Origin of the sequence: Alteromonas abrolhosensis (assembly GCF_001953635.1) — a bacterium.
GTDB lineage: Bacteria > Pseudomonadota > Gammaproteobacteria > Enterobacterales > Alteromonadaceae > Alteromonas > Alteromonas abrolhosensis.
Window position 1 is genome coordinate 68,684 of sequence record NZ_MEJH01000007.1, and the last position, 18,378, is coordinate 87,061.

Annotated in this window: 13 protein-coding genes; 8 read left to right on the forward strand and 5 right to left on the reverse strand. The window is 44.8% G+C overall.

Annotated features, from left to right (window positions below; genetic code table 11):
* The first annotated feature begins 16 nt into the window (after positions 1–16).
* From BGK61_RS11875 to BGK61_RS11890, 4 genes are all read left to right on the forward strand, one after another.
* Positions 17–619 carry a PilZ domain-containing protein gene (locus tag BGK61_RS11875; RefSeq protein ID WP_076011122.1) on the forward strand — a complete coding sequence of 201 codons (603 nt, stop codon included), beginning with the start codon at positions 17–19 and terminating at the stop codon, positions 617–619.
* 58 nt (positions 620–677) lie between these two features.
* Complete coding sequence (gene mfd, locus BGK61_RS11880; RefSeq protein WP_076026077.1) at positions 678–4,175, forward strand: transcription-repair coupling factor; 3,498 nt, start codon at positions 678–680, stop codon at positions 4,173–4,175.
* A 1-nt stretch (position 4,176) separates the two neighbouring features.
* Complete coding sequence (locus BGK61_RS11885; protein WP_076012882.1) at positions 4,177–5,925, forward strand: CsiV family protein; 1,749 nt, start codon at positions 4,177–4,179, stop codon at positions 5,923–5,925.
* Positions 5,926–6,007: 82 nt separating this feature from the next.
* The gene (locus BGK61_RS11890) at positions 6,008–6,523 is read left to right on the forward strand and encodes a cob(I)yrinic acid a,c-diamide adenosyltransferase (RefSeq protein ID WP_049586488.1); all 516 of its coding nucleotides are present in this window, start codon (positions 6,008–6,010) and stop codon (positions 6,521–6,523) included.
* 46 nt (positions 6,524–6,569) lie between these two features.
* Here BGK61_RS11890 and nagZ read toward each other — a convergent pair whose 3' ends face one another.
* Positions 6,570–7,580 carry a beta-N-acetylhexosaminidase gene (nagZ, locus tag BGK61_RS11895; RefSeq protein ID WP_076012881.1) on the reverse strand — a complete coding sequence of 337 codons (1,011 nt, stop codon included), beginning with the start codon at positions 7,578–7,580 and terminating at the stop codon, positions 6,570–6,572.
* Between the two features lie 98 nt (positions 7,581–7,678).
* Here nagZ and BGK61_RS11900 point away from each other — a divergent pair, with 98 nt between their 5' ends.
* Both BGK61_RS11900 and ybaK read left to right on the forward strand, forming a co-directional pair.
* Positions 7,679–10,081, forward strand: coding sequence for a penicillin acylase family protein (locus BGK61_RS11900; protein ID WP_076026078.1), 2,403 nt, complete (start codon positions 7,679–7,681; stop codon positions 10,079–10,081).
* Complete coding sequence (gene ybaK, locus BGK61_RS11905; protein WP_075176376.1) at positions 10,078–10,548, forward strand: Cys-tRNA(Pro) deacylase; 471 nt, start codon at positions 10,078–10,080, stop codon at positions 10,546–10,548. Before BGK61_RS11900 ends, ybaK begins: the two co-directional genes overlap by 4 nt.
* 28 nt (positions 10,549–10,576) lie before the next feature.
* Here the strand turns inward: ybaK and BGK61_RS11910 are convergent, their stop codons facing one another.
* The 4 genes from BGK61_RS11910 to pheS all read right to left on the reverse strand — a co-directional run bounded on the left by BGK61_RS11910 (position 10,577) and on the right by pheS (position 14,922).
* On the reverse strand, positions 10,577–11,122 hold the full coding sequence (locus BGK61_RS11910; protein WP_076011203.1) for a hypothetical protein: 546 nt from the start codon (positions 11,120–11,122) through the stop codon (positions 10,577–10,579).
* Between the two features lie 114 nt (positions 11,123–11,236).
* A complete protein-coding gene (gene ihfA / locus BGK61_RS11915; protein ID WP_014949129.1) occupies positions 11,237–11,536 on the reverse strand; it encodes an integration host factor subunit alpha in 300 nt (99 codons plus the stop codon).
* Positions 11,537–11,539: 3 nt separating this feature from the next.
* Positions 11,540–13,927 (reverse strand): phenylalanine--tRNA ligase subunit beta, encoded by a 2,388-nt coding sequence (gene pheT, locus BGK61_RS11920; RefSeq protein WP_076011202.1) that lies wholly within the window; start codon positions 13,925–13,927, stop codon positions 11,540–11,542.
* A 14-nt stretch (positions 13,928–13,941) separates the two neighbouring features.
* A complete protein-coding gene (gene pheS / locus BGK61_RS11925) occupies positions 13,942–14,922 on the reverse strand; it encodes a phenylalanine--tRNA ligase subunit alpha (protein ID WP_012518127.1) in 981 nt (326 codons plus the stop codon).
* Between the two features lie 337 nt (positions 14,923–15,259).
* Here pheS and BGK61_RS11930 point away from each other — a divergent pair, with 337 nt between their 5' ends.
* The gene (locus BGK61_RS11930; protein ID WP_014998067.1) at positions 15,260–16,093 is read left to right on the forward strand and encodes a class I SAM-dependent methyltransferase; all 834 of its coding nucleotides are present in this window, start codon (positions 15,260–15,262) and stop codon (positions 16,091–16,093) included.
* A gap of 289 nt (positions 16,094–16,382) precedes the next feature.
* Positions 16,383–18,299 (forward strand): acyltransferase family protein, encoded by a 1,917-nt coding sequence (locus BGK61_RS11935; RefSeq protein ID WP_076011201.1) that lies wholly within the window; start codon positions 16,383–16,385, stop codon positions 18,297–18,299.
* The last annotated feature ends 79 nt before the right edge of the window (positions 18,300–18,378 follow it).

An 18,378-nucleotide genomic window follows, 5' to 3' on the forward strand; every position in this document is an offset into this window, starting at 1 on the left:
GTGGCAGAGGAATGATGTGAGCGAACTTAGCCTAGAACAAAAAAAAGCCCAATTCGATGAGTATTTTTCTATCGCACATCGCATAAACGCCAATGTGCGCCCGTTAGGCGCGGACGAAATAGTACCTGATGAAGAGAACTTGGAAGAGTCGATGCCCTATGCATTTCGCATTGCCAGCGAAATGGCCGCTATAGAAGCACAGGCAATTCGCCCGCTTCGCAATCTAAGTGACCACGCTGAGTCGCTGGCTGACTACTTAAACCATCAGGCACGAAAAATCGATTTGATGATGTCATTCGTTTTACACCAGCAAGACGAACCAGAGTTTCGCTTCAAAACCGTAAAGCTCGGTGGTGGAGGTGTGGTCATCGAGTCAAAAGAAGCGTTGGACGTGGGTGCTAAGGCGGAACTTAAACTTTTCTTGGATGCCGAAGCAGCAGCAATTTTTTGTTACGGCGAAGTAATTACTTGCGAGCAAGTTGAAGATAGTTACCATATTGCCTTTATTTTTAACACCATTCGAGAGCAAGACCAGGAGCTTTTGGTTCGCGCTAGCTTGCATATTCAAACGCAACAGCTAAGAAAGCGGGCAAAAGAAAAAAAAGCGGGATCTGAATAGACCCTAACATCAGTATATAAGCCGTAAAACTCATCTTGCACTTAAAAAACAGGACGTCATGACAGCCACTTTATTATCGCTTCCATTACCTGCGCCTAAAAAAGAAGCCTCATCACAAGATCACAAACACTGGGGCCAACTTCAAGGCAGCAGTGCCGCACTATGTATCAGCCAAGCACTCAGCCAATACAAAGGCCCTATTGTACTGATTACCGCAGATACACCGTCGGCAATGAAGCTCGAAAAAGAAATAGCCTTCTTCCTAAGCGATAATACAAAGCAGACACCTATTACCCTGTTTCCAGATTGGGAAACACTGCCCTACGATTCGTTTTCGCCCCATCAAGACATTGTTTCTCAGCGATTAGAAACCCTGTTCCGCTTTACACAGCAAGGCGAAGGCATATTCATAGTGCCTGTTAATACGTTAATGCAGCGTTTAGCTCCTACCGATTATTTAGCAAAGTACCTGCTTATGCTAAATAAGGGCGACACCTTAGATAGAGATCAGTTTAGACGTAACCTCGAACAAGCCGGCTACCTGCATGTTAGTCAGGTAATGAGCCACAGCGAATTCTCGGTGCGCGGTAGCATCATCGACCTTTTTCCGATGGGAAGCGACCAGCCATTTCGAATAGACTTGTTTGATGACGAAATCGACTCCATTCGCTATTTCGATACTGAAACCCAGCGCTCTGGCGAGGCAGTAAACGAAATTCGCTTGCTACCAGCACGAGAGTTTCCTACAGACAAAGAAGCAATCACGCTTTTCCGCCAGCAGTTTTTACAAAAGTTCGACGCAAACAATGCATCTGAAAGCGTATTTTCTCAGGTAAGCAAGGGCACCATGCCGAGCGGTGTGGAATATTATCTTCCCCTCTTCTTTGAAAAAACCGCTACGCTTTTTGACTATCTCCACCCTAAAAGCCTGCTTTTACTTCACGGTGATGTGCAAGACGCCAGCGAGTTTTTCTGGGCCGACGTACAAGAACGTTACGAGCAGTATCGTTATAACTTAGCCCGTCCACTGCTTGCACCAGACGAGCTATTTTTACCTATAAATGAGCTATTTGGTGCCATAAAGCAGTGGCCTCGTGCATCTCTTTCCAGCAAGGTACTTGAAGAAAAATCAGGTACTAGCAACCTTCAATGCGAAAAGCTTGACGACATCGCGATTAACTCGCAGAAAAAAGTACCTGCTGAGCGACTCATTAAAACGGTAAATCAAGCCACTGACAACGGGGCTAAAGTACTGTTTTGTGCTGAAACCCAAGGTCGCCGAGAGGGCTTGCTTACGGTACTTGCCAAAGCGGGCATCAAGCCAAAGATTGTTGATAGCTTTAGCGATTTTATCGCAAGCCACGACGCCATTGGCATTACCGTGGGTATGGTTGATAACAGTTTCCGCTGGCAAACTCAGGAAGGCGAGCTGTTATTCATTACCGAAACCGAACTATTAGGGCAAAAGGTAAGCCAGCGCCGCCTTCGCGATAAACGCACCGCCACCGACGAAAGCGCCATTATCCGCAACCTGGCCGAACTTTCTATTGGTCAGCCTGTGGTGCATCTCGACCACGGTGTTGGCCGTTATTTAGGCCTTCAAACATTGGACGCGGGCGGCGTAGCAACCGAATATTTGTGCATTGAGTATGCCAAGCAATCTAAGCTTTACGTGCCTGTGGCCTCGCTTCACTTAATTTCACGCTACACCGGTGGCGACGCCGACAGCGCGCCAGTTAGCGCCCTAGGTTCTGACGCATGGACAAAGGCCAAGCAAAAAGCCGCCGAAAAAGTTCGTGACGTAGCCGCTGAGCTATTAGATGTGTATGCCCGCCGCGCAGCTAAGCCAGGTTTTGCGTATAAAATTAACTGGGACGACTACCAAGCGTTCTCAGACAGTTTCCCCTTTGAAGAAACGCCTGACCAAGCCCAAGCCATTGCTGCGGTTATGCACGACATGGGCAGTCCATCGGCTATGGATCGCCTCGTTTGCGGTGACGTAGGTTTCGGTAAAACCGAAGTTGCCATGCGCGCGGCATTCCTTGCAGCTAATGCTGGTAAACAGGTGGCTATTTTGGTGCCCACTACCCTACTGGCTCAGCAACATTACGAGAACTTCAAAGACCGCTTTGCTGCGTGGCCGTTTGAAATTGAAGTGATGAGCCGCTTTGTAAGCGGTAAAGCGCAAAAATCTGTGGTTGAGCGTATCGGCGAAGGAAAGGTAGATATCGTAGTAGGCACACATAAACTGCTATCTAGCGATATTAAATACAAAGATTTGGGGCTGGTGATCATCGACGAAGAACATCGCTTTGGCGTGCGTCAAAAAGAGAAACTTAAGTCCTTACGTGCCGATGTAGATATCTTAACGTTAACCGCTACGCCAATTCCTCGTACGCTTAACATGGCGTTATCAGGCATGCGCGACTTATCGATTATTGCCACAGCCCCTGCCCGTCGTTTATCAATTAAAACCTTTGTGCAGCAGCGTAGTAAAGCCGTTATTCGCGAGGCCATTATGCGTGAAATTCTGCGCGGTGGGCAGGTTTATTTCCTTCACAACGAAGTGGATAGCATTGCGCGAACGGCTGAAGAAATCGCTGAAATCGTTCCGGAAGCACGTATTGCAGTGGGTCACGGCCAAATGCGCGAGCGCGAACTTGAAGGCGTAATGAGCGACTTCTATCACCAGCGCTACAACGTACTTGTGTGTACTACCATCATTGAAACAGGTATCGACGTACCAAGTGCGAATACCATTATTATGGATAGAGCCGATCATTTAGGTTTAGCGCAGCTTCACCAGCTTCGTGGCCGTGTAGGTCGTTCGCATCATCAAGCATACGCCTACTTATTAACGCCGCATCCAAAGCGCATGACCAAAGATGCAGTAAAACGATTAGAAGCAATATCACAGCTTGAAGATTTAGGTGCAGGTTTTGCGCTTGCTACCCACGATTTAGAAATTCGTGGTGCCGGTGAGCTGTTAGGCGACGACCAATCGGGGCAAATAGCGAGTATCGGTTTCAGTTTGTACATGGATATGCTCGATAAAGCCGTTAACGCGCTTAAAGAAGGTCGAGAGCCTTCATTAGACGACGCGACCTCGGGCCATACCGAAGTTGAACTGCGTATTCCAGCCCTATTGCCTGAAGACTATATTGCCGACGTTAACACTCGCCTATCGCTATATAAACGTCTGGCCAGCTGTACGTCGCAAGACGACATTGATGAATTCCAGGTAGAATGTATTGACCGCTTTGGTCTATTGCCAGAGCCTGCTAAAAACTTAATAGAAGTAGCTGAAATTAAACTAAAAGCCCAGGCGTTAGGCATTCTAAAAGTAGACTTGTCGGCCCAAGGCGGTACCATAGAGTTTAAAGAAACCACTAAGGTTAACCCAGGCTATATTATTAGTTTGGTGCAAACCAAACCAAACACCTTTAAGTTTGAAGGAAGCCAAAAACTGCGTTTGGTGAAAAAGACCGAAACAGCTAAAGAGCGCATCGCGTTTATTAGCGATATTATTGCCGATTTTGCAAAGGAGTCGCGGTAACATGAAGTTATCTCGCTGGTGCCCGTTAGTTGCATCAATAAGCGCCGTTTTCTTAACGACAATTTCAACTGCAGCTAACGCCAATGACAACTGGTGGTTCGATGTGGAAGTTATTGCGTTTAAGCGCAACGTGGCACTAACTGAGTTAGAAGAGCAGTTTTCTTTGGCTGACAACTTGTCAGCCCCTCGCGCTCAGGCAGACATCATCAGCGATATCATCTCGCCTGATATAAGCTATCTAAAACAAGGGTTAGCCGTTTGCGGCGCTGATACATCGGTTAAGTGGCCTAGCAACGGACTTTTGAGCGTGCCCGCAAAGGATGTAGATTTTTTGTCGCTGCCTAAAGATAACAGTTCGCAGTACGGTGACATGTCTCCTAACTCTTACTCTGAAGAAGCGGGCTATGGATACAATGAAACATCCGGCTTAACAGCCAATGAGCCATCTCTTACACCGGACGAAGCGAGTCAGGCACAAAGCGAAGCCATTAATGGCGATGAGTATGGCGCTACTTATTCTGCAACAGACTCCGACTATAGCGATAGCCTTGACTACTCAAATGAGGGGATCATCACTGACGACGCTACACCCGCTCCTGATGCTGCAACCATCGCCAGCTATTGGACGTCATTCTTCGGCGTAAAAGATACGTCGCCTATCACGGTGCCTGCAATTAAGTACTGTGAAGAGGCCAAGCCTTGGCTTAGCGCTGAAGTAACCACTGCACTAAACGTTGTTGCTCCAAGCGACGACGAACTAAACTCAGGCGTTTCGATAAGCGAGAGTAAGTCTAGAAGCAGCGCGCTTCAACCTGTAATCGTATGGAAGGTGAATCAGCCTGATAATAGGCTACCCGCTCCAGCAAGTTTACCTATTATTATTGAAGGGCACGACTGGCCGCTTGCTTCAAAAGCGCATCTGCTAACCAATAATCAGCAAGCACTCTCTTCAATTTCTCGCCAAATACGTTCTAATCGCGAGCTAGAGCGTTTGTTCCACGCTACCTGGCGTCAGCCAGTTATGTTTGGTAAGAACAAAGCTTTCAATGTGCGCCTTTATGGTGGGCAAAACTACGCGCAGCAGTTTGATATGAACGGTGATATGCGAGAGCAAAAACTAGCTAATAGCTCAGATAAGGAGCCGAACAATTCTGCTACAGAATTTAGTTATGACTCCACCGCCGCTCTTTCCGATTACAATAGCAATTATACCTCGGGCACAGATGAAAACAGCCTAAGTGATGTAGGTACTGCTTTTGAAGCTGATAAAATTGCAGCGCAAGACACTGATCAATTTATTGCTGTTTCAGATATTTTTGCCGATTTGAACCGCCGTTTGTCAAACCCACAGGCTATAGAGTATGGCGCATTTAAAGCGCTTGATACGCCGATGATTGTAGAGCAAGGTGAAGATGACGCTATAGATGCTTCGTTAAGAACACCTATTTGGGAAATTGACGGCACTATCAAAGTATTTCTTAAATATATCAACCGCGTACCCTACCTTCATGTTGATAGTGAGATGTTTTATCGCCAGCCGGTGCCACTAAGCTACTTCAGCAGTGAAGATGATAGCTCAGGCAATGCCGCTAAGCCTCGTCAAGCGACATCAACAGAATACAAGCTGGTTTCGGTTCCGTTAGCTGAACAAAGACGTGTAATCAGTACGCAACTGCATTATTTCGACCACCCGCTGTTTGGTTTTGTAGTACAAATTCGTCGCTACAACCGCCCTGACGTTAGCGAGTGATTTGAGTAACCGCTTGCTGTAAGCACTTTGGTTTTAAAAACAAAAAACAACATTTGCGATTGATAGAGAGATTTAGGTTTTTATGAAGATTTACACTCGCACTGGTGATAAGGGCAGCACACAAATTTACGCTGACAAAGCCGTACGTGTAGATAAGGATGATTTAGTAGTACAAAGCTACGGTGATATGGACGAACTCAATAGCCATATCGGACTACTAGCAGCGCATGTTACTGACAAACATAAGCCAATGCTCCAAGACATTCAGCGCAACCTGTTTCAAGCTGGCTTTGCTATTTCAGCAAGCTCAACGCTGACGCAAACTGATATTGAGAACCTAGAAAGCCTTATAGACAATATTACCCGTCAAATGCCGCCTAATACGTCGTTTGTACTGCCTGGCGGAAGTAAGGCTTCTGCGCAAGCTCATGTTTGTCGTGCTGTGTGCCGGCGAGCTGAACGTGCGGTCATTAGCCTATCTAAACATTATGACGTGCCAGAAGTGGTACATGCTTATTTAAATCGCTTAAGCGATTTTCTCTTCACTTTTGCACGATTTATAAATATAGAAGCTGGCGTAGACGAAGTACCAGTTTAAGCGGCCGGCATTAAAAACAGAAAACGAAAAACGGTAGTTATAAAAACTACCGTTCGCTTAAGCGCTTCACCAGCTCAACCCCACTGTCGTATTTATCTTTTAGCCCTGCAGGCATAACACGGTCATAAAGCGCTATAACGCGCTCTTGCTTTTGTAAATCATTGTTAGACAGGTTAGCAAAGCGCGTTTCCAATCCATCAAGGATAGTCTCAGCCCCTTGTGGATTGTTGCAGGCAAGTACCATGTCGCAACCTGCTTCTAGCGCTGCCTCAGCACGCTCAATGTAACTTCCTGCGACACTTGCGCCATGCATGGACAAATCATCAGAAAATACTGCACCGCCAAAGCCTAGATCCTGTTTAAGTATATCCTGCAGCCATTTAGTTGAGAAACCCGCAGGCTTATCGCACACCTGATTATAAATAACATGGGCAGGCATAACGCCATCAAGTAACGCACGCTCAATTAAGCGTTCAAAGACCACCATATCGGTACTGCGTATTTCATCAAATTCGCGTTCATCGACGGGTAACGCTACATGAGAATCTGGCGCTACACTGCCATGCCCAGGAAAGTGCTTTCCAATAGCTGGCATATTTACGGCTTTTAAACCTTGGATTAGATGAGCGGCAAGGCGAATAACGTCGTCAGCATTGTCTGAGAATGCCCTGTCACCAATAACTTGCGATACACCATTTATATCAAGCACTGGGGCAAAGCTAAAATCGATATCTAAAGTTTTAAGTTCATAAGCCAATACTAATCCACACGCTTTTGCGTAAGCAGCACTTTCATCTTGATGCTCTGACTGCCTTAAAATATCGCCCATTGCTGGTATGGCAGTAAAGCCTTCACGAAAACGCTGAACGCGGCCTCCTTCATGATCAACGGCAATCAACACCGGTTGCTTCGCAAAGCGTCTTATATCTTGAACCAGCGCCGAGAGCTGACGCTTGTCGTGATAGTTACGGCTAAATAAGATTACGCCTCCCACCACCGGGTGTGCTAATTTTTCCTTTTCTTCAGGCAAAAGTTCTTCAGCCTGACAGTCCAACATTAGTGGTCCCACAGCACCGCCTTAGTATGTGTCATAAAACATCACTTCAAATTTGCAATTTCTGTAGTTAGGATAGAGAAAAATAGGGAGTTTTACACGTGATAAATTGGTTCAAGTGGTTGGTTTTAAGTGTTTTAACATTACTTTTGTTGACAGCATTAGGCTTGTATACATCGCTTCGTCTTAGTTTACCTGCACTTGACGGAAACAGTGCCACTTATCACGTGAATGCACCTACTGAGCTAAGCCGTGACGAACTAGGCCAGGCTGTTATTATAGCCAATGATATTTTCGACGCAGCCTATGCACTGGGTTTTGCCCATGCGCAAGATCGTTTCTTTCAAATGGATTTACAACGCCGTGCCGCATCAGGCAGTTTGTCACAATGGGTGGGGGACATTGCCCTAGATGTTGATAAAAAAGCCCGCTTTCATCAATTTGAGAAACGAGCTAAAGCCGTATTCGATAACCTCCCCTCAAAACAACAAGAACTACTCGTACGCTACGCCCATGGCGTAAATGACGCATTGTCTGAGTATACGTTGTCACCTTTTGAATACCTAGCTGCAGGCGTTGATATAAAACAATGGCGCCCCACTGACAGTATTCTGGTTATTTACAGTATGTATTTGGATTTGCAGGGTAGCCAAGTAGAACTTGATTTAGCAAGAGAGGCACTGCTTTCAACATTTGGGGACGATTTATACAGCTTCATTACTCAGCCGAGCAATTATCAGGCAGCATTAGATGCCAGCGAGATACCACTGCTTGATTCTCCTATTCCTGACTACCCTGCATCGCTACGCCCAATTACTCATTCACCAGAAGATAGTAACGACGAGAGCCTTGAGCGAGAGCCTGAGGACGAATCTGCCCAGAAGCTAAACGATAACGACAATACGGCTATCGCCCGTGCACAATACAACGGTACTGAGCTTCCTGATATCGGTAGCAACAACTGGGCGGTAACCGGGAGTCACACCACGTCAGGCGCAGGCCTTTTAGCGAACGACATGCATTTAGGATTGCGGGTTCCCATCATCTGGTATCGCGCCCAGCTAAACTATCAAGAATCAGGCAGCGATGTGCAAGTAACCGGGGTTTCCCTGCCGGGCATTCCTGGCATAGTTGTAGGCACCAACGGCCATATCGCTTGGGGTTTTACCAATGCAAATTTAGACAATGTAGATTGGATTGAGTTAGACGAAACAACGCCCACAAGCACGGTAACAGAGCGTATTCCTTTACCTGACGATGAACATACATTTGAGTTTGAAGTAAGTTCGTATGGGCCAGTAAAAGAACTTAATGGCAAGCGCTATGCACTAAATTGGGTAGCGCATCATCCGTTTGCCGCCAATTTGAACATTACAAATTTCGGCACCGCCAAAAATATTCAAACAGCAATAAAGATAGGCCAACGCATTGCTATCCCCACGCAAAACCTGGTAATTGTGGATGAAGGCGGCAACGCTGTATGGCTTCCTGGTGGCGCGGTGATGGAAAGGCAACAGGCTTCATTCACCGCTATACCAGAGCAAGAAGCAGTGAACATAACACCAAAGCGTGCACTAAAGCTTCCCATGGTTTTAAACCCCGATATGGGAAGAATATGGACTGCGAATGCCAGAGTAATTTCAGCTGATGACTTCAAAATCTGGGGCGACGGTGGTTATGCGCTAGGTGCTCGCGGGCAACAAATAAGAGACCGCTTATTTGAAAAGGACACCTTTACGGAGACTGATTTTTACGCCATTCAGTTAGATAATCACGCCCGCTTTCTTATTCCTTGGCAGCACCTTTTATATGGGCTGCTCAACATGCAAGATATCGAATTTAAGCCAGACCTTGCGTATCTAAACACTTGGGACGAATGCGCATGTGAAGATTCGGTTGGCTACACCCTGGTAAAATATTTTAGGCAAGAAGTAGTACAAACCCTTTTTGGAGGCGTGCTTTCAACATTAGACCAACAAGGTGTAAACAGTCGTACACTGTTACGTGGCATTGAACCAGCTGTGTGGCAACTTATTCATAGTCAGCCTGAATCTTGGCTGCCTGCCAATATTGAAAGTTTTGACGAGCTACTTGTAGACGCTTACAGGCGCGCCAAACACAAGTTATTAGACAAGTATTCACCGGTAGAAGCTAATATGGAAACATTAGCTTGGGGCAAAGTGAACGCACTGTCTGTGAAACATCCATTTGCCGATCAAATTCCGCTAGTTGGTAACATGTTAAACATGCAGCTAGTGGAGGGGTTTGGTGATACATACATGCCCGCCGTACAGGCACCTAGCTTCGGCGCCTCTGAGCGATTTTTTGTCAGCCCTGGCCATCTAGAAGATGCCATTTTAACGCTACCTGGCGGACAATCTGGACACCCGCTTTCAGAATTTTACGCGTCTGGATTTAACGACTACGCAACGCACGCTGCTACACCGTTACTCCCCAATGAGCCCATATACAGCCGAACATTTTATAGAAAAGAGGTTGAATGACACCTGCAATCACACTACTTACCAAAAAACGTATCGCGCACACGGTATTAAAGTATGACCACGACGCAAATGCGGCATCTTACGGGCTAGAAGCGGTTGAGAAGCTAAACCTTGACGCGGATACCGTTTTTAAAACTTTGGTAGTGAGTACAGATAACAACAAGCTTGCCGTGGCCGTGGTCCCTGTAAACACCAAACTTAGCGAAAAGAAAATGGCCAAAGCGTTAGGTGTTAAAAAGGTAGAAATGGCGCAAGCAAATGCAGTAATGGTTGCAACAGGCTACGTACTTGGTGGTGTAAGCCCATTAGGGCAGAAAAAACGGTTAGCGAGCGTCATTCATAAAAGCGCTGAAAATCTGCAAACTATTCATGTAAGCGCCGGAAAACGAGGTTTAGAAGTGGCCCTCGCCCCATCTGATCTAGCTACGCTAACAAATGCTAAGTTTGCAGATATTTCAGTAGATTGAACAAAGATTGAGATAGTGCGTTACTTGGCTACTTACTAGCCTGGGCTAACCATTGCTCACGCGCTTCTTTTAGCGCGGCTTCATCAGGCTGCTCGCTTCCTGAAATAGCTACAGCAATTTGTTGAATGATCGTATCACGCTTTTCAATCAGTGCATCAGTGCGGGGAAACAAGTCTTTGGCTTCCGGATATTGCTCTTTAAGCGTTTCTACCTCTTCCAACGCATAATAACGCGCTTCAAACGCTTCGTTGTACAACTGGCGTTTAGCATTGAATACAACGTAATCTTTCGCAGTTTCGGAATTAAGATATTCCATATCTTCTGATGACAGGTTGGCAGCCTGCCCTACTTCACGGGCTTGTGCCATCCAAGAGTCTACGACTTCGAGATTTTCATCTTTTACGGCCTGCTTAACCCCTTCCTGCAAATCGCTTGCGTGAAGAATTTCCATGACTGTGATTAGCGGAACTTGCGCTGCGTCTTGGTCTCGTTTGTCTGCATCCAGCGACAGGTAAGCAAACCATGAAAACGTAGCAGCAATAATAATAGCAAGAACGACAAGTGCTTTCTTCACACTTTCCTCCAAAGAAATTGCATATGAAAACCAGTGCGACGGCACTGTAAAAAAGAAGCAATACAAAAAGAGCGAGAGACCTCGCTCTTTTTCAGTATTGTAACGACCTAGAGATTATTGGTCGACAGGTGCAGAGTTTTCAACTCGGCTTTTCAATTTTTGACCCGGGCGGAATGTAACCACACGACGTGCTTTAATTGGAATGTCTTCACCGGTTTTTGGATTGCGGCCAGGACGTTCATTTTTATCACGCAGGTCAAAGTTGCCAAAACCTGACAGTTTTACTTGCTCACCAGATTCCAGAGCGCCTTTAATCTCTTCGAAAAAAAGCTCTACCAGATCCTTCGCATCACGCTTGTTAATGCCTAGTTTCTCGAATAGGTGTTCAGCCATCTCGGCTTTGGTCAATGCCATAGTTTACTCTCTTAACGCGGCCCCAAACTCAGATTCCAGACCTTTAACCACAGTATCCACAGCTTGCTGAATTTCAGCTTCTTCCAAGGTTTTATCCGGATCTTGTAAATGAAGTGACAAAGCAAGGCTCTTATAGCCAGGCTCAATTCCCTTGCCTTTGTATTCATCGAACAAGTTTAGAGCAACTAGTTGATTTACGCCAATTTTTTCTATGTAAGAAAGTACATTTCCTACACGCACTTCATCTTTAACCGTAATAGCAATATCACGGCGGTTCGATGGGAAGCGCGATACCGGTACTGCTGACGGTAATTTGCGGTCTGTAATGGCATCTACCACTAACTCAAACACAAATACACGTCCGTTTACACCGAGCAATTTTGTAAATTGCGGATGTATAGCACCAATATAGCCAACTTCTTCATCATTAAGCAAAATTTTTGCAGTCATACCAGGGTGCAGCGCACTGTGCTGCCCTGTTACGAATTGAAACTCGCCTGATTTACCAGTAAGTGCCAATAACGCTTCTACATCTGCTTTTGCATCGAAGAAATCAACTGGGCTGTCGCCCAAGTCCCAATGCTCTTCGTTACGACGCCCTGCTACTACACCACCAATTACTTGCTGTTGCAATACACCATTTGGCGCATCTTGTTGAGGAATAAAGCGTAATCCGGTTTCAAACATGCGAACACGTTGTTGTTGACGCTTCTGATTATAAGCAGTAGCACCAACTAATCCCGGCCATAAACTTACACGCATTACCGACATATCAGATGAAATTGGGTGTGGTAGCACCATACCTTTTACGTCTGGGAATAATGCGTTTTGGATTTTAGGATCAACGAACGAGTACGTGATTGCTTCGTTGTAGCCACGACTAAGTAGCAATGACTTCATTGTGTTCAATGGCAGCTTAGCTTCTTGCGAGGGTAACATTGCCAACGTTGCTTTTGGCGCAACGTTTGGAATGTTGTTGTAGCCGTAAACACGCGCAATTTCTTCAATCAAATCTTCTTCAATTGAAATATCGAAACGATAGCTTGGCGCAACCGCTTCCCAGCCAGCTTCGGTTTGCGTTACTTCTAAACCAAGGCGATTAAGCATTTCCGTTACTTTCGCATCGTCAATGCTAATACCAAGCACGCGAGACAAACGTTCGCGACGAAGTGTAACCGTTGCTTGCTTAGGTAACTTGTCTTCTGCTACCGCTTCAACTACAGGGCCAGCTTCACCACCACAAATTTCAAGTACTAGTGCTGTAGCTCGCTCCATCGCTTTACGCTGAAGCTGGGGGTCTACACCTCGCTCATAGCGATGCGACGCATCGGTGTGTAAACCGTACTGACGGGCACGGCCCATAATCGCATCACGACTAAAGAAAGCACTTTCAAGCAAAATGTCTTGAGTTTCAGTAGTTACACCTGAGTGAAGACCGCCGAAGATACCCGCCATAGCGAGCGCTTTATTGTCATCAGCAATCACCAAGGTGTTGCTTTGTAGCTTCGCTTCGGTTTCGTCAAGTAGTGTGAGCGTTTCGCCTTCATTAGCCATACGCACGTTAATGTTGCCTTCAATGCTGGCAAGATTAAACGCGTGCATTGGCTGGCCAAGCTCTAGCAATACAAAGTTAGTAACATCTACAATGGGGTCGATGCTGCGAATGCCGCAGCGACGCAGCTTTTCAACTAACCATAGTGGCGATGCAGCTTTAACGTTAACGCCCTTAACCACACGACCTAAATAACGCGGGCATGCGTCATCAGCGCTTAGCGTAATTGATAATTTATCATCAATAGTTGCCTCTACCGCTGCTACTTCAGGTTCGCAAACGTCAAGATTATTTAATACGCCAACTTCACGGGCAATGCCGCGAATACCCAAGCAGTCTGCACGGTTTGGTGTCAGGTCTACTTCGATTGCGTTGTCATCAAGACCAAGATAATCGCGAATGTCTGTGCCAATAGGTGCATCAGCTGGAAGCTCGATAATACCATCGTGGTCGTCGCTAATACCTAGCTCAGAGAAGCTACATAGCATACCGAATGACGGCTCGCCGCGAAGCTTTGCTTTCTTAATTTTAAAGTCGCCAGGCAATACAGCGCCAACAACAGCAACTGCTACTTTAATGCCCTGACGGCAGTTAGGCGCACCACAAACGATATCAAGTAGCTCATCGCCACCCACGTTTATTTTAGTCACGCGCAGTTTGTCGGCGTTAGGATGCTGACCGCACTCAACCACTTCACCTACTAGCACGCCTTTAAAATCGCCTGCTACTGGCTCAACACCGTCTACTTCAAGGCCAGCCATGCTCAACTGTTCAGACAGCTCATGTGCCGACAGCGACGGGTTAACCCACTCTCTTAACCATTTTTCACTGAATTTCATGTGTACTCTCTGCCTTAGTTGAACTGCTTAAGGAAACGAAGATCGTTTTCAAAGAACGCGCGTAAGTCGTTAACACCGTAACGAAGCATAGTTAAGCGCTCTACGCCCATACCAAAGGCAAAACCTGTGTACTCTTCTGGGTCGATACCCACAGCTTTAAGTACATTTGGGTGCACCATGCCGCAGCCCAATACTTCAAGCCACTGACCGTTTTTACCCATTACGTCTACTTCAGCTGACGGCTCAGTAAACGGGAAATAAGACGGACGGAAGCGAATTTCTAGTGACTCTTCAAAGAAGTGATGTAAGAAGTCATGCAAAATACCTTTAAGGTCGGTAAAGCTAACGTTCTTATCAACCATCAAACCTTCCACTTGGTGGAACATCGGCGTGTGTGTTTGATCGTAGTCGTTACGATACACACGTCCTGGCGAGATAATACGCAATGGTGGCTTTTCCGCTTCCATAGTACGAATTTGAACACCAGAGGTTTGCGTACGAAGCATCATGTCTGGGTTGAAATAAAAGGTATCATGGTCGGCACGCGCTGGGTGATTCGCAGGAATGTTCAGCGCGTCGAAGTTGTGAAAACCATCTTCAATTTCAGGGCCAGTTTTAACCGAAAAGCCAAGCTCGCCAAAGAAAGATTCGATACGTGCAATCGTGCGGCTAACCGGGTGTAAGTTTCCTGGCTTTTCTGTGCGACCAGGCAACGTTACATCTACTGCCTCTTCTGCTAGCTTTTTGTTAAGCTCTTCAGTGCGTAAAAACTCACCTTTTGCAGAAATAGCTTGCTGAATAACCTGCTTAGCTTGGTTAATTTTTTGGCCTGCGGCAGGACGTTCTTCGTTAGATAACTTTCCAAGCCCTTTAAGTAAGTCGGTAAGTTTACCTTTCTTACCCATGAATTCGACCCTAACTTGGTCTAATGTGGCTGCATCTTGTGCAGCGTCAATCTGGCTTTGTGCCTGATTGATAATAGCGTCAAGCTCCATGTTTTCCTCAATTTACATGATGACTGCATGGCCAAAGCATAGGAAGAATTATTCTGTGCGCTAAGGCTTGCCTGAAATAAAAGCGGTAGTTTACACGAGTGACTGACATTACCGCTACCCTATATAGCTGATAATGGCGAAATTTTGGCATGCAAACGACAAATTTGAGAGAGCTCTTCAGGTGGAGTGCTGATTAACCAAGTGGTTAGCGCACTTTTTCTACAAACGCCCCGTGTAAGAGTAGAAAACACTTGAACCTTTGGTTTCAATCATAAATGATTGAAGAAATGGAAATAAAATTGCCTATCACAATTCGATACTTACAGGGATTAGTAAAATGCAGTTAAGGAAACCCCTTCCTTCTAATCGGTCATATGATCAAGTATTTAATCATTACCAAGTTGAAAAAAGACTTGCCTCCAAGTTAAAACAAGCTGATAGAAGAGCTCGCACAGAAATATACAGCACTATGTATGACGAACTCTTTTCTAAGGTTCCAGATCACCCTCGATTAACAAAGCGAAACGATGAAGCAGAAAGCCGAAAAAAGGTGGGTCATAGATTAGCTTTTATAAAACGCTTTCTTAGAAAAGATGAAGTATTCGTTGAATTCGCATCAGGTGACGGCAGACTGCTCAAAGAAGCCGCTCAGCATTGTGGGCAAGCTATTGGCGTAGATATATCTGATCAACGAGACAGTAACGAGCACTTTCCTGATAACGTTGATGTAATTGTTTACGATGGATACGATCTATCTTCTATTTCCAACGATAGCGTTGATTTTATATTTAGCGACCAGCTGATAGAGCATCTTCATGAGGAGGATGTTGAACTTCACTTTGAGACAATCAAGCGAATTTTAAAAAAAGGGGGAGCATACGCATTCAGAACACCTCACGCATTTTGCGGCCCACACGATGTTTCTCAATATTTTTCAGATTCCCCAGAGTGTTTTCATTTGAAAGAGTGGAAATTTAAAGATATTAAGGCCATTGAGCGAATAGGATTTACACGTGTTAAGTACTATTGGAGCGCAAAGAACATCCACGTGAGAATGCCCCGCCTTTATTTTATGGCGCTAGAGTCGCTTTTAAGCAACATTAACTCATATAAAATGCGTAATATTGTGCAGCTATTTTTACCGTCTGTAACGTGTGTTCTGGCAAAGTAAACTACTTTTTCAAAGCGTAATTGGCTGCATCACATTGTACAGCTAACTGTTCACGTGCATTGTTTTACGTAGTATGGTTGCTGGAGAATATGGTGTAGCACAATTCGATAATGACTTTCCAGATTGAGCGTTAAATTTGAAGCAGTCCTATTAGACTATTTAAACCAAATCCTCGCCCCATATGAATCATTCTTACGACATAAAACACGCTAGATAACTTCGAAAAAATAAGCGGTACAAATTATGCTTAGAATTGAGCGTTAAAAATTCTAGTATACAAGGCTAATTAGTGCAGTTTAGATATGATATTAATGGGCTGAGGGCTATTGCGGTTCTTTCGGTCGTCATATTTCACTTCGTAGAGGAAAAACTCCCTGGGGGGTTTATCGGCGTCGATGTGTTTTTTGTCATATCTGGATACTTAATGACAAGTATCATCATAAGCAAATTTGATAAATCTCGCTTTAGTCTGATGGAGTTTTACCTAGCTAGAGCAAACAGGATCATTCCTGCTCTCGCTTTTTTGTGTGCTAGTTTGCTCTTAATAGGTTTTTTCACATTATCCCCCGTCGAGTACTCGAAGTTAAGTAAACAAGCCGCTTCATCCGCCTTATTTATATCGAATGTAATATACTACCTGGAGTCAGGATATTTCTCTGAAAGTTCTTTAGAAAACTGGCTACTGCATACATGGTCACTTTCAGTTGAATGGCAATTTTATTTAATCTACCCTATTGTTTTAGCAGCTTTAAATAAAATTCTAACTCGCCATAAACTTAAAGTGGTTATAGTCGTAACCACTCTTTTAAGCATGCTTTTAAGTGGTTGGCTTACGCAGAAGAACCCAAGTTTGTCTTACTATATCCTTCCGACGCGTGCATGGGAAATGTTGGTCGGTGGGTTAGCATTCTTATACCCCATAAAAAAACTTCAGCCGCTAAGCAAAATCCTCGCTTTATTAGGTGTACTGCTTATATCTGTCTCCTGCTTTATCTTTTCAGAGAAGACAAATTGGCCTGGTTTTTCGGCTTTGGTACCTGTGGCAGGAGCCTATTTAATCATCATTGCTAATCAAAGTAGTAACGCCTTGCTCAACAATAAGCTACTACAACCCTTGGGAACCTGGTCCTACTCTATCTACTTATGGCATTGGCCGCTTGTAGTTTTTATTCACAAGAATGACTTAGACGAAGCCTATGCTTTGGTAGGCTTTAGTCTGTCTATTGCTTTGGGTTATTTAAGTTACAGGTTTATAGAAACAATTAACTTCAATAGTAAAATACAATCACACAAGGCGCTTTTGACAAATAAACCTCTCGTATGTGCAGTCTTAATAGCGCTAATTGGCAGCCTTTCGTTTTTTACCAATGGGTTTATCCAACGAGCCCCAGTCGCATATCAGAATTTAGTTGAAGATGTAGAAGCAAGCCCCTTCAGAAACAAGTGTCATACAAACAAATATAGGGATCCTAGCGAGGCGTGCGAATATTCTGTAAAGGGAAATACAACATGGGCAACTGTCGGAGATAGCCATTCTGTTGAGCTTGCATACGCGTTAAGTCAAAAATTAAAGGCAACTGATGAAGGTCTAAAGCACTTCAGCTTTTCAGGGTGCAGGCCCTCTTATGGAAAGAATGACGATTATTCTAAGTGCGCTAAATGGTATAACTCATCTATAGAGTTTATTGCAAATGAACCGATGATTCAGAATGTTGTTTTTGTTCATAGGTATTCCTATCAACTTGTGGGCGGCAGTAACAAAACTTATCCTCACTTAGGTAATTTAAAGTTTGATAATAAATCTATTGAGTTATTGCAAAATATTGATAGGGCAATACACAAACTAGCCAGCTCAAAACGACGTGTTTATGTTCTATATCCTATACCTGAATTACCTTCCCACGTTACAAAGCTTATCGACAGCGAGTTATCGGTAAATGGAGATCTTGTAAGCATTGAAGGAACCGAGAGAAGTTGGTTCGAAAAGCGCAACGAAGTAATAATAAATCACTTCAAAAGTACCGATTACCCTGACAATGTAGTGCTAATTAATCCTGCCCATTACTTTTGTGGAAGCGAAGCTTGTTTCTCAACTAAAGGGGGCCGTTCTCTATATTTTGACGACAACCATGTTTCTAATTATGGTGCATCATTAATAGCGGAAGATATTATTCAAAATAAAAATAGTCACACTCCCCTTCAGTAGCCCGTTGTACACAAAATAAGATGTCAATCTCGCACGTTTAATTATTGGTTTATCTTTTGCTTAAACTTAATTGGAATTA

Bases quoted from the DNA above. Each gene is read 5' to 3' on its own strand.
- mfd (WP_076026077.1), top strand. From the start codon at position 678: ATGACAGCCACTTTATTATCGCTTCCATTACCTGCGCCTAAAAAAGAA.
- BGK61_RS11885 (WP_076012882.1), top strand. From the start codon at position 4,177: ATGAAGTTATCTCGCTGGTGCCCGTTAGTTGCATCAATAAGCGCCGTT.
- BGK61_RS11890 (WP_049586488.1), top strand. From the start codon at position 6,008: ATGAAGATTTACACTCGCACTGGTGATAAGGGCAGCACACAAATTTAC.
- nagZ (WP_076012881.1), bottom strand. From the start codon at position 7,580: ATGTTGGACTGTCAGGCTGAAGAACTTTTGCCTGAAGAAAAGGAAAAA.
- ybaK (WP_075176376.1), top strand. From the start codon at position 10,078: ATGACACCTGCAATCACACTACTTACCAAAAAACGTATCGCGCACACG.
- ihfA (WP_014949129.1), bottom strand. From the start codon at position 11,536: ATGGCATTGACCAAAGCCGAGATGGCTGAACACCTATTCGAGAAACTA.
- pheT (WP_076011202.1), bottom strand. From the start codon at position 13,927: ATGAAATTCAGTGAAAAATGGTTAAGAGAGTGGGTTAACCCGTCGCTG.
- pheS (WP_012518127.1), bottom strand. From the start codon at position 14,922: ATGGAGCTTGACGCTATTATCAATCAGGCACAAAGCCAGATTGACGCT.
- BGK61_RS11930 (WP_014998067.1), top strand. From the start codon at position 15,260: ATGCAGTTAAGGAAACCCCTTCCTTCTAATCGGTCATATGATCAAGTA.